This is a genomic window from Chryseobacterium sp. G0201 (assembly GCF_003815655.1).
Classification (GTDB): domain Bacteria; phylum Bacteroidota; class Bacteroidia; order Flavobacteriales; family Weeksellaceae; genus Chryseobacterium.
Genome location: NZ_CP033917.1, coordinates 2,806,883 through 2,821,894 on the forward strand (window position 1 = coordinate 2,806,883; position 15,012 = coordinate 2,821,894).

The following is a 15,012-nucleotide window of genomic DNA, read 5'->3' on the forward strand; positions in this document are numbered from 1 at the left end:
AAAATTATAGCAATTAATACAAATTAAAACAGTTAATACGATTCTTAAGACCAAATGAATTTTAATAAAAAATAAAATGAAAACATTAATTTATTTTTTTCTGCCTTTCATAGCAATATCAATACAGGGACAGATTGGCATCAACACCCAGACGCCCGAGGCCACTTTAGAAGTTGTAGGGAAACCAAATGACACCAATCATTATGACGGGATTATTCCTCCACGGATTACAGGAAACCAACTCGCAGCAAAAACATATTCATCTGCAAAAAAAGGAGCTGTCGTGTTTGTAACATCTCCAGCTACTAATTTATCCGGTCAGGTCATTCATATCACAAAGTCCGGGTTGTATTATTTTGACGGTGATCTATGGAAGTCATTTATACAAGAAGACCCACTAAATACAGTTGCACTCAAGGGCAACACTTCTACGGTTGAACTTATTGTCAAGAACAGTCTTCATCTTAATTTTGATGAGAAAGAAAATTACATACTGGGCATTTCCAGAAGTCCCATCACTGGTGACTACAATTCTATTTTTGCAACCGACTCTAATATAACCTCTGGAAAAGGAAACTCAGCCAGTGCTTATGCAATGTCTCAAGGCGAAGTAACGGGCAAGCTCAATTATGGCGCAGGAGTTTCGGCATTGAATGGGATTGCAAACGGAGTGATTTCCGGAAGCAGAAATATTGGAATTGGTCCAGGAGCGATGTCCTACATTACGTCAGGAAATGATAACATATCTATTGGCTATCTGTCAGGAACAGGAAACCGAACAGGGTCTAACAATATTTTCATTGGCATTGGCGCTGGTAGTCCGGCCACAGGAAACAGAAGCGTAAGTAATAAACTAGCTATACATTCAACCCCCGTTACAACAAGTTCAACCAGCTTTTGGGATAGTATCACGAACAATTATACGGATTACAAATTTGCTTTGATCTCGGGGGATTTTTCTGAAAGATGGTTAAATATCAATGGCAAGCTAAGCGTTACACCTTCCCAAATGCCCAATGCAGACGGAGATTCATCCTATACAAAAAAAGTAGTTGCCAAAGCTGATGGCTCATTTGGTTTTGCAACAGAGACAGTTCCTAACCCTCCCTCGACCGGAACGTATATTCTGAAAAGTGTGAATGGAGTAGCGAGTTGGGTAATACCCTAAGATCAATGTAATAAAAGACTTCTACCAAGCATTTCATAATCTAAAAAACAGAACAATGACAATCTATTTCAAACTCATTATCCTGGTTATTTGTATGTGTCTCACATCCTGTAAATCTATTATTTCCAATCCTGTTAAGCCTTTAAAAGATGATTCTTTAGAATTAAATCAGAAATATGAAGTTCAGGATTTCACTACAAAAATTCATAAAATAAAAATAACATCAATTGACAGCAAAAGTATTTACGGCATTTCCAATAAAGGAGATTTTATATCAATTGATAAAAAACACATCAGGGAAGTGAAAAAAGTAAAAGTCGTGAGTTCCATTGTTGTGGGCATTATGGCAATTGCAGCGGTCATCTTCATTCCTATTTAGTAATAGCATTCATTAGATCAAACTTGATTTGAAACTGAGTATGGACGAATTAAAAGATGAGGTGATTTTGATCAGGATAAAGAGTCAAAAAAAGAAAGACTGGAAAAATCTTTGTTCCAAAAAGCAAATTTCTCTGACAAGCTTAATCATCGACTCTGTTGAGAACAGGATTTTAAATGATGAGAGGAGAAAAATATTGGCGTTCATAGAAAAACAGGATAACATTTTCGGGAAAATTGAAACCAACATCAATCAGGTAGCAAAAATAGCAAATGGTCAAAAATTTATCAGCGAAAATGAACTCAGAAATTTTTCAGATAAGTTATTGGAGATCATAATTCTGAAAAAACAACAGAACGAAATCTTTACAAAAATCTATGCAAAGCTATCGAGATGATTGTTAAGATCATGGATCCGGCAGGTCCCAGTTTTCCAGGAGTTCATTATAATGATAAGAAAATTGACAAAGGAACCGGAGAATTAATGCTGATGAAAAATTTTCCTTCCTTCATTAACGAATCAAGCAGCAAGGAAGAAGTAAGAAACTATTTGATAGCTATTTCGATTGGGAACAAAAAAGTATTAAAGCCTCAATTTCATGCGATGATCTCTACGAAATTTCAAGGACATTCGAAAGAAGAGCTTACTAAGATAGCGGAGAATTTTATGGATGAAATGAAATATAGCGGACAGCCTTTTATTGTGGTTTTTCATAAGGATACAGATAATAATCACGTACACATTGTTTCAACCCGGGTTGATAAACAGACAGGGAAAAAGATCAATGACAGTTATGAAAGGCTTAAAGCCCAAAAAGCATTAAGCGTTACAATGGAAAAATTGTATGGTCAGAAACCGGAAGAAGAACTGGAAAAACTGCTGAACTACAAAATAAGTTCGCTTAATCAGTTAGAAACTCTACTCAATAGAAATGGATATAAGATAGGCAAAAACACAAATGATGAAAATTCTTTTAACATTTTAAAAAACGGCGTAATACAGCAAACACTTTCAGGAAATCAGATTGTTTTTGATAACAGTAAAAATGATAAAAGGGCAAAGCAGATCAAAGCCATACTAAGCAAATACAAAGAATTGTATTCCACCAAGGTTTTTAAAGTGGAAGATGATAGGCAACAGCAATCGATGCTCCCAAAGGAAAAGTTACGAGAAAATGAATTAAAAATAAAAATCAGTTTTGAAAGTGAACTCCAAAAGAAGCTGAAAGATGTTTTCGGGATCGATATGGTTTTTCATCATAAAGAAGATAAAAATCCTTTTGGCTACACTTTAATCGACCACAAAACAGGAAAAGTATATAAAGGAAGTGATATTCTGAAAATGAATGAAGTGTTTGAATTTACTTATGACAGGCTGGATAAGAAGACTTTTGAAATACTGAAGGATTATAATACCCGCAGTCAGGAAACAAAAAATATCCTGTTTCAATTTTTCAATAAAAACAATCCGGAAACGCAAATCAAGGATTTTATGCTTTTTGAGAACAAAGGAAAGAAAGATCTGGAAACCTATCGAAAAGTCCAGTTTGAAGTAAAGGATTTTATTAGAAATCAAAAAAACACAAATGATGAAAAAAAAGATATTTCTATAACGACTGCTGAAGACGGAAAGCTGTATGCTGTTCATACCAGATTCCATTACGTGGGTGAACTTCAACCATTAATCGGAGAAAAGGAATATCAAAAATTTCTGAATCCGACAGGTGTAAATGAAGTGCAGACAGAAAACCGGACCGAAAACAATGAGAAATCAGAATTAAACAAAGCCGTTAACAAGATGCTGTTTGAGTTAATGAAAAGTTCGGGAACTGCAAAAGACCCTGCCGAAAATGAACTCAAAAAAAGACGAAAAAAAAGACGATAAAATTGGTAGTTGTCGGTTGATAGAAAAATCTTCTCCAGTCCAACAACATTCAACTAAAAACAAAAAACTAGACCCAATGATCATCACATTTGCCACACAAAAAGGAGGAACCGGAAAAACGACATTAGCCATCGCTTTTGCCAATTACATTTCGGCAATTTCGGAAAGGAAAATCAATGTTTTTGATTTTGATTATCAGAAATCATTTTACTACAAATGGAAAGATGATGAATTATCGGAAAGTCCGAAATTATATGAAGTGGAAATTATTGGCGATGAAGACCAACAGCCATTTTCAGACTTTGAGACCCTCATTAATTTAAAAGATAGCGATGAGATCAACCTTTTTGACTTGGCAGGGACACTCGATGCAAAATACAGCGATCTGCTCATTTACAGTGATTTTATCGTGATTCCATTTGAGTATTCAGATGTTTCTGTCAAGTCCACATTGGTCTTTATCAATATGCTGGGACTATTGGAAAGTGAGGCAGAAAGAGTATTTATCCGCTCCAAATATGATAAGGGCTACAAGTATCTGAATCAGGAAGGAATGGACATTGAGCTGAAAAAATTCGGATTGCTGCTAGAAAATCCTGTATTCAAAAAAAATGTCCTGCAAAAGATTGATACCAGAAAGCTGACCTACGAACAAAAATACGGGGTAAGAAAATCTTTCGATGAATTGATAGAATATATTAATCAAACATTGAAGATCACCCTTTGAAATAAAAAATATACCTAAGTATTAATCTCTATAACTTCAGTAAAAATGATAAAAATCTCGCTTTGCATCTTAGCTGTTTATCTGACGTATTACGCCGGAAATATCTTATACGATCTGTTTCTAAAAAAAGAAAAAGAAATCTATAAAGAAGAGACGGAGGAATTTTCGTTGTCCGAAATTTCCGAGCAGTACGAAGATCTTACTGCAACTATAGGGATTGAAGATGTAGAAAATCTCAACACTCCCAAATCCTTTAATAAAAATCCAGTCCATTCTGATATCACTGAAGGAAATGAAGAAAGACAAGATCTGGAGCATTTGAGGGAACTATTTGAATCTGAACAAGATTTGGATGAATTCGACAATCCATCAAAAAAGGATTCCACGGAAATTGAAAACCAACCTTACCCTCAAAAAGCTGAATTAAGCGATGCGTATTTTGACCAGAAAGAAAAAATACCAGACGAAATTGAAAACGAGAAACCTAACGAAGTGATTAGCGAAAACCCAATCACGGTTAGTGCAGACCAGGAAACTTCCAGAATAAAAGATTGGAAGGCGATGCTTAATCTTTCTGAAACCTTGGTTCAAATGGTGGCGAACTACGATGGATACAAAGTTTATCAATCCACGATGTAGTTAGCCAACTTAAACAAAATCTAACGCACTGATTATTAGAATTAACAGCGGATTTCCATCCGTTGTCCGGGACTTCTATGCCCAAAATTTAACACTCAATTGATTATTAACCCTTTATAAATTTTTTGAATTATGATGAAAAATTTTTTCACAAAAAACGTGACAACAAAAAAAGTTCTAACCCTAGCCTTGGCAATTATGGCAATAACCCCAGCATTTGCACAAGGAGGAGCAACCGCTATCTCCAACGCAGCAAGTGATATTACAGATTATTGGGATCCCGTAAAGCTGATCTTGAAAGCAGTGGGTGGATTGGTCGGTTTCATCGGAGGTCTTCGTGTGTATAACAAATGGACGAATGGTGACCAGGATGTCAACAAAGAGATCCTTGGTTATGGAGGAGCGATGATCTTCTTGATTGTAGTTCCGGAATTTGTAACAGCATTCTTTGCCTAGTATGGGATTCTATCTTTACAAGGGGTTGAAAAAACCCCTTGTATTCTTCGGGCTCAAAGGGAAGTACATCATTTATGCAGTCGGCGTTATCGGAGGCGGGGTGATTTCAGCATTGGTACTCTCAAAGTTCGGTCTATTAGGCTCTCTGCTTGGTCTTGCAGTCACTGCGGGAGGTGTTTACTTCATTTTCAAAAGACAGGATAAGTATGGTTTGTATGATAAAACCAAAAACTTCGATCAGATTTTAATTTTTCCAAAAAGATTACATAATAATAAACTTCTTAAGAATGGCAACAGCAAAAAAACAAGCCTTTAGCATCCCATTTATTGGATACGATTATGGAAAAGATTTCAATTGGGATTTTGATGTTCTTTTCGGACAATACGGAAACCCTATTATTGGGATTAAGGTAAAAAATATTGTCGAACAATATTCGGCAGATCCTGACAGCTATCTCAATTTCCACACGGTGTTAAATCAGGTGGTGTCGATCATTGGAGAAGGAAGAATTGTTCAGAAGCTCGATATTTTTTCTAAAAAAAGATACACCGCTGAACAATCAAACCAATTTCTACAACAAAAATATTCGGAACATTTTGACGGCAGGCTTTTCAAAACCATTGAAACGGTTCTTTTCTTTACAGATATCATCGATGATAAGCTGAAAAAGAAAATGAAGCATTATCATTTTTCGGATAAAAGCTACAAAGAATTAAGGGATAAGTGCCAAAAAGTATTGATGCTTTTGAAGCAGAACAATTGTGAACCTGAGTTTCTATTTGAGAAAGATTTCGAATACTACATTTCCGGAGTTTTGTCGATGCAGTTTTCCGAATCTCCAACATTTGATAATATCAAAAGCACCAACGAATTTTTACAGATTGGGAACCGATTCGTGAAGAATATTTCTTACGTGGATGTAGAAAATATTGATCTGCCTTCAGAAATTGAGCCTTACTCTTTTCTCGGAGGAAACGGTGCGGCAGCTGAAACGGCGGTTGATAATTTTAGTTTTATTAATGAACTGGAAGATTATGAGACCATTGTCTACAATCAGATCATTACCATTCCGCTTCAGGCACAACAACAAAGGGAGCTTGATAAAAAGAAGAAAAAACACGAAGGAGCAGCTAACAATTCTCCGTCCAACGCGATTATAGCAGATGAAATTCAGACCCTGCTTCATAATATAGCGATTGACGGACAGCTCGTTGTCAATGCTCATTTTTCAATCTTATTTTCCGCAGAAACACTGGAGAAAATGGAAAATATTCAGTCGATGATTGAAAACAAATTATTCACGAAAGGAATTATTGTTTCTAAAAATGCCTACAACCAACTCGAACTCTGGCGATCAGCCATTCCTGGCAATGGAACAGAACTTAGGGAATACGATCTATTTATGACGACAAGCGAAGCGGCCTTGTGTTTTTTTTTTAAAGAAAGTTACCCCGTGAATGAAGAATCCAATTTCTATTTACGATTTACCGATAGACAAGGTGTTCCGCTGAAAGTTGATCCTTCGGATTTACCGATGAAAACAGGAAGAATTAATAACAGAAATAAATTTGTATTAGGACCATCAGGTTCCGGAAAGTCATTTTTGATGAACAATATTATAGAGCAATATCTCACGTATAACTATGACGTAGTTATTGTTGACACTGGAGATTCTTATTCAGGAACTTGTAAATACAAAGGAGGAAGATACATCCAATACACAGAAGAAAAACCGATTACTATGAATCCTTTTCTGATGGATCAAAAAGAATTTAATATCGAAAAAATAGAATTTTTGACCAACCTGATCTTCCTGATCTGGCAAGGTCCCGATGCTGCAATGTCATCGGCTCAAAAATCCATTTTAGATAATGTTTTGATGTCTTATTACCATCAATACTTCAACTCAGGAACAGAGTGGTATGAAAATAAAACTTCTGAAGAACTCATTCTCTATCTGGGTAAATACAACATTCACGAAGATGATCTTTTTTCTGAATATGAAAACGAAGCCAAAGGACAGTATACTTACTATGACATTTTGGGAATTACTTTCGATGCCAGTTCCGATGAAATAAAGGAAGCGGGAAGAAAATTATTGAAATTTTATCATCCCGACAAGAACATTAATAACCCGGAATATGAAAGCGAAAATTTCTACAAGGTTTATGAAGCGTATGACACGCTGAACGATGAAGAAAGAAGGAAAATATACAATGAAACGCAGTTGATTTTAATCAGGTCGAATGATATCATCAGGCAACCCAGATCAGCTGAAGAATGGAATGAATCCTTTAGAAAAGCCATTATCAGAAAAATAAAAGAACTGGAAGAAAAGCTGGTTGTAAAAGAACTTTCGTTCAATGGGTTTTATGATTATTGCGATCAATTTCTTCCTATTTACCTGAATAATAAGAAACACAATATCATAGAAAAGGAATTCAATCTCCGCACCTTTTTATTTGTACTGAAAGATTTTTACAAAGGCGGAAGGTACGGAACCACTTTAAATGAAAGTGCCGATAATACGCTTTTTGACGAATCTTTTATTGTTTTTGAAATTGATAATGTTAAGGATAATCCGAAATTGTTTCCGATAGTAACGCTCATTATTATGGACACTTTTATTCAGAAAATGAGACTCAGAAAAGACCGCAGAAAAGCCTTAATAATCGAAGAAGCGTGGAAGGCCATTGCTAGTAAATTGATGGGTGGATACATTCTTTATTTATATAAAACGGTGAGGAAATTTTGGGGAGAAGCGGTGGTGGTAACGCAGGAACTGGATGACATTATTGGAAATGCAGTGGTTAAAGATTCCATCATCAATAATTCGGACACTTTTATATTGCTTGACCAGACGAAGTTCAAAGACAACTTTGATAAAATCGCTTCATTGCTATCGCTCAATAAAGTAGAGCAAAACAAGATTTTTACCATCAACAATCTCAACAACAAATTCGGAAGAAGCCGATTCAAAGAATTTTACTTAAAAAGAGGTTCAAAAGGAGAGGTCTATGGAAATGAGGTTTCATTGGAGCAATATCTCACCTACACTACAGAAAAACCGGAAAAATCGGCAGTTGAATATTATGTATGTCAATATGGCGACTATGATGAAGCATTGCGCAAAATAGTTGGTGATCTCAAAACCTTCGGAGACAGTCTGGAAAACTTAGTGTCACTGGTGAACTTATATCAAAATCCATTGGATGATAAAATCAATTCTTTCTACAGAATGATGAAAAAGGAACACAAAGGGAAGAATGTCTTCAAGACTATCACACAGGAATTAGAAGACCGCAATATCAGTTTTTCAGAATTAATCAGTAAACAAAATTACGCTTATGAAAACGTTTAGACCTATAAATTTACCAAGAGGATTTCGTCACGTTTCATCTCTGGCGAACCATATTATATTGAAGGTTTTTCTACTAATTTTCTCCTTCTGGGAGACAATGGGATTCGCTCAAAACACTTACATCGACCCTACGGTAACAGCGGCAATGATTCTTTATTCTGAAAATCTAAAAGCCAAACAGAACGAAGTCATTGATGAAACTTCAAAATTAAAGGACGCACAGACCTGGGTGGGGACTCAGATGGTGGCAGCTAATGACATTCAGAATAAAATTCTGAAGGGTTTAAAAGAGGTTTCCGGCACTTTACAAAATGGAATTCAGGCACAGGAAATCTACTCTGAACTTAATAAATGCTACAATTATTCATCACAAGTGATACAACTAGCATCAGAACATCCTGAGTATGCCATTTTTGGGGTGAAAGCTTCACAAAAAACGTATGAGCAAAGTCTAAAGATTGTTACAGATGTTTCTGATATTCTCGCTTCCGGAGAGCTGAATCTTGCAACAGCAGGAGACCGCTACAAAATTCTTCATAATATTTCAGGTAATGTCAAAAATCTGAAACTATGGCTTTTGGCGATAAAACTACGACTGGAAAAAGCCAATCGATTGGGATTCTGGAATTCCATTAATCCATTTGCAGGCTACATCAATACAGACAAAGCTATTGTTGAAAACATAATGAACAGGTACAAACGGAATTTTTAAATTTTTCTATTATGAAATCGAAAAATGAGATTTGCCGACTATGCGGAGTCAAAAAGAAAATTGTTGTCAGTTTGCTTATTCCTGTAGTTTATTTCGTATTGACATCCTCCGGTGGTGGCTCTACACCGGCTTGGCAACAGGAAAATGTATCATTTCCGATGATGGATATAGAAATCAATGCCACGATGAAAGAACACGACAGGCAAAAAGAAATGCGACAAAAACAAATTGCCAATGCTACCGTAGAAACAGCTAATAGAACCCAATGGAACCAATTCAAGGAAAAGATTACCAAAGTTCAGGACAGATTGCGGATTATTTCATTTGCCATTCAAGCTGTACCGACAGGAATAGCAATGAGCAGGGAAATAACCAAAATAACAAACAATCAGACTGCTATTATCAATGAAATAAGTGATGCTCCTTATTCAATTATTGCGGTATTGCCTTCCCAGGTTCAATTTGTTGATGATCTGCAAATGGTAACAAGGTTAGTAACAGGGATCATTTTGTCTTACGGAGCCATCAACCAAATGGAAAAATCAGAACGTAAAGTATTATTGGACTATGCTTTAGGGGAACTAAAGGCAATAAGCAGGAATTCTACGCATATGCTGCTCAAGATAAGAGATATTAAAGCCAAAGTAAAACGTAACAAAAGAGCCTTTCAATATTATGTCAATAGGGATAAGCAAGTAGTTGAAAGCATCATGGATAACATCAAATCTTTCTAAAATGAAAAAACTATTTTTTTCCGGAGTTTTATTCTTCACTGTTGCATCCGTAAAAAGCCAGCAGATAGTTATCAATGACAAACTTTTATCACAGATCACCGTAAATCACGGCGTTCGATTGGGAAGTGAACAGACTTTTTTGGATTCGTATGAAAAGCAAAAAGAACTGTATGACGATGTCAATAATAAGATAACGCAGATCATAGCCATTCAGGAATACATCTATCAACAACTGAAAAATGTGAATTCAGCCCTGACCCAGAGTAAAAAACTCATTTACCTCTATCAATATTTGGGTAAAATAGTGACGAACTCCAACAAAATGCTGGATTTATCGGCACAACATCCTGAATACGCCGTCTTGGTATCAAAATATTATGTTGAGATAGGCAAGCAAACGATCAAACTTCAGCAGGAAGTTACCCAGGATATTCTCAATGAAGATAAAGATTTTCTGATGGATGCTATGGATAGGGAAATGCTTATTGAAAAGATATTTACCCGTGTCAGAAATATCAACGGAAATATTCTGTACATCAATCTGCGATTAGAGAATGCCAAGAAAATCCCTTATCTGTATCAGGTTCCGGTTCTCCGCAATTACATCAATATAGACAAAGCCATTGTTGGCGACATCATCACTAAATACCAGTACCTCTTTAATTAAAAAATTATGGAAAATCTACTAAAAAAAATCAGTCTATTTCAGTTGCTCTTTTTTGCAGCCACTGTGTTTGCACAATTGAGTGTAAAGAGATTGAATGACCCTTCCATTGTTGCCCAGCATAAAAGAATGGTCTTTCAAGATTGGGGAGATTGGAGACCTTACCCAAAATATTTTTTAGGCATTCAAACCAATTTTGCCTACGCCACGGTTTGGGGAATGTGGGCTCCGAAAATTAACAGGGATTATAAAGATGGCGAAGACATTCGACCATTAAAACCTACCGGAGTGCAAAATCAAAGATTCGCTCAATTAAAATTTCAGGAGGAAGAGGCAAAAAATATAAAAGCAGCTTCAGACACTATTCATAAAAGAAGTATTCAGGATTTTGCCCATTGGACTTCCGCTACTGTCGATGCAGACCCTCTATGGTTATTGTATTACAAACGAATGCTAAAACCAATTACCGAATTCCCCGATACACCTCAAAATTTTCAAGAATGGCGACTGAAAGACCAACAAACGTTTGAAACACTCAGCTCAACAGGCACCATAAGAAGACTTCAGGAAGAATTGGATCTCATCAAAGAAAAATATTCAATGTCGAGAAGTATGGATATGCCAAGGGGAAAACGATTCATTATGTACCACGAAACCCTTATCAAATGGAGAAAATTTGTAACGGAATTAAGGAAGCACAATAATAAGACAACACTTCTTACAGATTATAAAAATATTTTGAAAAACCATTCAAATTATGCCTTACCACCGGGATGGATACCTGCTTCAGACCAGCAGATCGTTCACAATGTGATGAGCCAATATAAACACCGATATTAAAAATGAATAAAACGATAACCGTAACTTTTTGCGTATTCGCAATTCTACTGCCTGTCATGGGTTTCGCCCAAACAGACGGCGATTACAGTAATCTACTCCAATTTTTAAAAGGAGATGGCGCCTTTGAAAAATGGTTTATGGAGGTTTTTACCAAATTAGATAATAGTGTACAAGATAGCGCAGCAGGATCTGCTTTGGTAGGAAAAGCGATAGGCGGATTAGGCGCTCTTATGTACCTCGGATATATGGGTTGGCAAATGGCAGCAGGAGATAGAGAATGGGAAATCACCCCAATGCTGAAACCAATTCTTATCGGATTTACACTTGTTTATTGGAGCGGATTTGTCAATATGATTCAAGCGCCATTTGAAGCCATTGCAGAACCAGGAATCTCAATTTTCAGTGAGATAGAGTCTGAAGTCAATGATTTGCGGGTCGAGAGATTTAAAAAGCAACAGCAATTGCTCGATGCTGTTATAAAACTGAAAGCGGAAGAAGATGCGAAGCAGGAAGTCATTGAGAACACTACCGAAGATGCAGATGATTCCTGGTTTGACATCAGCGAGGGATTAGATAAACTCATTCAGCCCATCAAAGAATGGCAGATAAGAATGGAATTCCAAATGCAGAAATTAGTTGCAGAACTTATTGAATTTTTTTGCCTTTCCATTCTTCGGGTTTGTGTTTATCTCATTTTCTTCATTCAAAAAATATGGGCTTACATCCTGATTATTTTAGGGCCGATAGCCGTGGGGATGGCTCTTGTCCCTGGATTTGAAAGCTCTTTATATAGCTGGGTGTCCAAGTTCATCAATATTAACCTTTACACTTTTGTTGCCTACACCATAATCAATATTGGTCAGCAATTAATTGCTTCAGGCTATACAATGGAGATTGAAAGGTATGATACACTTTTATCCAACGGAACAATCACCAACCTTGATGCTTTGATGGTTTATGTTTCAAATTCAGGAATGATCTATAATCAGCTGTTCACCTGTGTTGCTTATGTTGTTACAGGAATCGGGGTTTTAATGACCCCAACCATTGCAGACAGTATTGTTTCAGCCGGAGGAGCGGGGACGATGACCAAAATGAAAAATGCTGCAGGAAAAATGGCAAGCAGTGCAAAAACAGCAATATTGGCAGCCAAAACAGGAGGCGCTTCAGTAGCAGCAGCTACAGCAAAAAATGCAGCAGCAGGTTCTGCATCGGGAAGAGCTCAGGGAGCGATGAAAAACGGAAAATAACCTTTAAAAAATACCAAAACAAAATGCTTATCAAAAATATAGAACAAAGAATTAAGATCAACAAGGTCGTTTCATTATCTGCCATTGCTTTTGCTGTTTTCATTGTTATTGCGGGATTTTTTTTTGCATACAGAATGATCGAGGATTCCAGAAAATCAATTTACATTTTAGACAATGGCGTTCCGGTACTTGCCAAGCAGACTGATGTTTTGCTTAACCGACCTGTTGAATATAAAGCTCAAATTGAATTATTCCACCGATTGTTTTTCACACTCGCTCCTGATGACACCTATATCAAAGATAATATTCAAAAGTCATTATATCTCATTGATGACAGCGGAAAAAAAGAATATACCAACTTAAAGGAAAAAGGATTTTACAATCAGATCATCGCCTCTAGTTCAATGGTAAGTATCCATACCGATTCAATTGCACTCAATATGGAAAAGAAGAAATTTTCTTTTTTTGGGAAACAGATGATCACACGAAAATCTTCTGTCATCACCAGGAAGCTCATCACCGAAGGATTCTTTGAAGACATCATTAGAAGTCCCAATAATCCTCACGGTGTGATTCTTAAAAACTGGCGAATCATCAATAACGAAGAACTATCCAATCAAAACAAAAACTCTTACTAAAATGAATACGACATTAAAACAAAAGGGTCAGAAGTGGCTGCAATGGGCAGTTCAAAATCCAAAGAAATTCTTCACCTATTCAATGATTCTACTGTCGGTTTCATTTATTGGGTCTATCATTCAAGGTGTCTTTTTCCCTTCCGACAGTACGTTCAAAATCAAACCTCCGGTTTTATACTCTAAAAATAAAACTACTCAAAATCTGAGCGTAAACAATGAGAAAGAAATGGAGAAAATTGTGACTGAACTTAAAACTTTAAAAGTGAAAAGAGACCAAAACGAACTGAAAAAAGAAGACAGCTTACGAATTGACTATCTGTTTAACCAATACCAAAAATTAAAAAATGGACATTAAAAAAATCAATTTTAAAGAAAAAAAATATGTTTTGCCACTATTGGCTCTACCGTTTCTTTTTCTTTTTGCTTACGTAGGAGCGCAGTTTGTCAAAGAGGACACGTCTGAAAAAGACAAGCCAAAAGAATTATCTCTTTCATTGGGCGACACTCAGGATTCTATTATGACAAAAAATGATGCTTATGATGCGTTTTTCAAAAAAGAGGATAACAGAACAATGCTTGGTGGATTGGATAAGGAAGAAGATAGTTTATTGAACTATGATGACCAATTGTCTTTAGCTCAAAAGAGAAAAATAGATTCATTAAAAGCAGTCAATGGCAGACAAAATCAATATGAGGCAAAAGGAAAGCAATCCTCATATTACAAGCCAAATCAACAGCAAAGGGAAGATAAAGATTACAACAGGTCTTCGGAAATCATCAAAATGCTGAATGACAAATCTTACGGAAACCAGGAAGAAAAATACGCTGATACACCTAAAGAAAAGACACAAAGTGTCCAACCAGACCCTGTAAAATATCTGAAAGAACAAATGCTCGTGATGGATTCTTTAGAAAAATCCCGTGATCCTGAGTACCAAAGTAAACTCGCAGCAGAACAAAAACTGAAGTCCAACAAAGAGAAAATGGAAGATTTTCTTAATTCAACTTTCAAGGTGAGCAAATCCGGAATCAACAGTGGTTTCAATGCTTTCTATAAGGAGAAAGAAAACAGCTTTATCAAAGCGGTCATTGACGAAAATAACAAAGGTTTTCTGGGAAGCAGGATCAGATTCCGGTTGCTGGAAGACATCTTTGTCGGAAACAAAAAAATAAGCAAAGGTTCCATTTTATATGGTCAAATCTCAGGATTTTCCATGCAAAGAGTAAATCTGAATATTGTGTCGGTTTTTACGAAAGGAGAAATCTACCCAGTCAACCTGTCCATTTATGATATTGATGGAATGAAGGGATTATACGTTCCACAAAGTGTTTTCAGAGATATGATGAGGGAAATGGGAAGTAACTCCGTACAAGGAACTCAGATGGATATGGGCGGAAAAGGATTCTTCTCAAGCATTGGATCCAGCCTGTTTACATCAACATCCAAATCAATTGCCAACCTGATCAAAGAGAACAAGGCAAAATTGAAGTACAATTCTTATGTCTTTTTAATCGACGAAAAACAACTGAAAGAATCACAAAACCAACAAAAAAAATAA

At 36.2% G+C, this 15,012-nt stretch carries 17 protein-coding genes; all 17 read left to right on the forward strand.

Annotated elements, in window-relative coordinates; genetic code table 11:
- Nucleotides 1–76: 76 nt before the first annotated feature.
- Nucleotides 77–1,168 carry a hypothetical protein gene (locus EG348_RS12665; protein WP_027381126.1) on the forward strand — a complete coding sequence of 364 codons (1,092 nt, stop codon included), beginning with the start codon at nt 77–79 and terminating at the stop codon, nt 1,166–1,168.
- A gap of 55 nt (nt 1,169–1,223) precedes the next feature.
- Nucleotides 1,224–1,547, forward strand: coding sequence for a bacteriophage spanin2 family protein (locus EG348_RS12670; protein WP_123983440.1), 324 nt, complete (start codon nt 1,224–1,226; stop codon nt 1,545–1,547).
- Between the two features lie 40 nt (nt 1,548–1,587).
- On the forward strand, nt 1,588–1,944 hold the full coding sequence (locus tag EG348_RS12675; RefSeq protein WP_027381124.1) for a hypothetical protein: 357 nt from the start codon (nt 1,588–1,590) through the stop codon (nt 1,942–1,944).
- Complete coding sequence (locus EG348_RS12680) at nt 1,941–3,431, forward strand: relaxase/mobilization nuclease domain-containing protein (RefSeq protein WP_027381123.1); 1,491 nt, start codon at nt 1,941–1,943, stop codon at nt 3,429–3,431. The genes EG348_RS12675 and EG348_RS12680 overlap by 4 nt, the downstream gene beginning before the upstream one ends.
- A 76-nt stretch (nt 3,432–3,507) precedes the next feature.
- Nucleotides 3,508–4,158 carry a ParA family protein gene (locus EG348_RS12685; RefSeq protein ID WP_027381122.1) on the forward strand — a complete coding sequence of 217 codons (651 nt, stop codon included), beginning with the start codon at nt 3,508–3,510 and terminating at the stop codon, nt 4,156–4,158.
- Nucleotides 4,159–4,203: 45 nt separating this feature from the next.
- Nucleotides 4,204–4,797 carry a hypothetical protein gene (locus EG348_RS12690; protein WP_027381121.1) on the forward strand — a complete coding sequence of 198 codons (594 nt, stop codon included), beginning with the start codon at nt 4,204–4,206 and terminating at the stop codon, nt 4,795–4,797.
- Nucleotides 4,798–4,932: 135 nt separating this feature from the next.
- Nucleotides 4,933–5,253 carry a DUF4134 domain-containing protein gene (locus EG348_RS12695; protein WP_371462110.1) on the forward strand — a complete coding sequence of 107 codons (321 nt, stop codon included), beginning with the start codon at nt 4,933–4,935 and terminating at the stop codon, nt 5,251–5,253.
- 1 nt (nt 5,254) lies between these two features.
- Nucleotides 5,255–5,569, forward strand: coding sequence for a DUF4133 domain-containing protein (locus EG348_RS12700; protein WP_027381119.1), 315 nt, complete (start codon nt 5,255–5,257; stop codon nt 5,567–5,569).
- Nucleotides 5,541–8,615 (forward strand): TraG family conjugative transposon ATPase, encoded by a 3,075-nt coding sequence (locus tag EG348_RS12705; RefSeq protein WP_027381118.1) that lies wholly within the window; start codon nt 5,541–5,543, stop codon nt 8,613–8,615. Before EG348_RS12700 ends, EG348_RS12705 begins: the two co-directional genes overlap by 29 nt.
- Nucleotides 8,602–9,327, forward strand: a complete 726-nt coding sequence (locus EG348_RS12710; RefSeq protein ID WP_228372496.1) for a hypothetical protein — start codon at nt 8,602–8,604, stop codon at nt 9,325–9,327. The genes EG348_RS12705 and EG348_RS12710 overlap by 14 nt, the downstream gene beginning before the upstream one ends.
- A gap of 71 nt (nt 9,328–9,398) precedes the next feature.
- Nucleotides 9,399–10,061, forward strand: coding sequence for a hypothetical protein (locus EG348_RS12715; RefSeq protein WP_228414730.1), 663 nt, complete (start codon nt 9,399–9,401; stop codon nt 10,059–10,061).
- 1 nt (nt 10,062) lies between these two features.
- Nucleotides 10,063–10,728: a hypothetical protein gene (locus EG348_RS12720; protein ID WP_027381115.1), complete on the forward strand. Its 666-nt coding sequence runs from the start codon at nt 10,063–10,065 to the stop codon at nt 10,726–10,728.
- A gap of 6 nt (nt 10,729–10,734) precedes the next feature.
- Nucleotides 10,735–11,565 (forward strand): hypothetical protein, encoded by an 831-nt coding sequence (locus tag EG348_RS12725; protein ID WP_123983441.1) that lies wholly within the window; start codon nt 10,735–10,737, stop codon nt 11,563–11,565.
- A 2-nt stretch (nt 11,566–11,567) separates the two neighbouring features.
- The gene (locus tag EG348_RS12730; RefSeq protein ID WP_027381113.1) at nt 11,568–12,815 is read left to right on the forward strand and encodes a membrane protein; all 1,248 of its coding nucleotides are present in this window, start codon (nt 11,568–11,570) and stop codon (nt 12,813–12,815) included.
- Nucleotides 12,816–12,838: 23 nt separating this feature from the next.
- Entirely contained in the window at nt 12,839–13,453 is a 615-nt protein-coding gene (traK, locus tag EG348_RS12735; protein WP_027381112.1) for a conjugative transposon protein TraK, read from the forward strand.
- A gap of 1 nt (nt 13,454) precedes the next feature.
- Complete coding sequence (locus EG348_RS12740; protein ID WP_027381111.1) at nt 13,455–13,808, forward strand: hypothetical protein; 354 nt, start codon at nt 13,455–13,457, stop codon at nt 13,806–13,808.
- The gene (traM, locus tag EG348_RS12745) at nt 13,804–15,012 is read left to right on the forward strand and encodes a conjugative transposon protein TraM (RefSeq protein ID WP_027381110.1); all 1,209 of its coding nucleotides are present in this window, start codon (nt 13,804–13,806) and stop codon (nt 15,010–15,012) included. The genes EG348_RS12740 and traM overlap by 5 nt, the downstream gene beginning before the upstream one ends.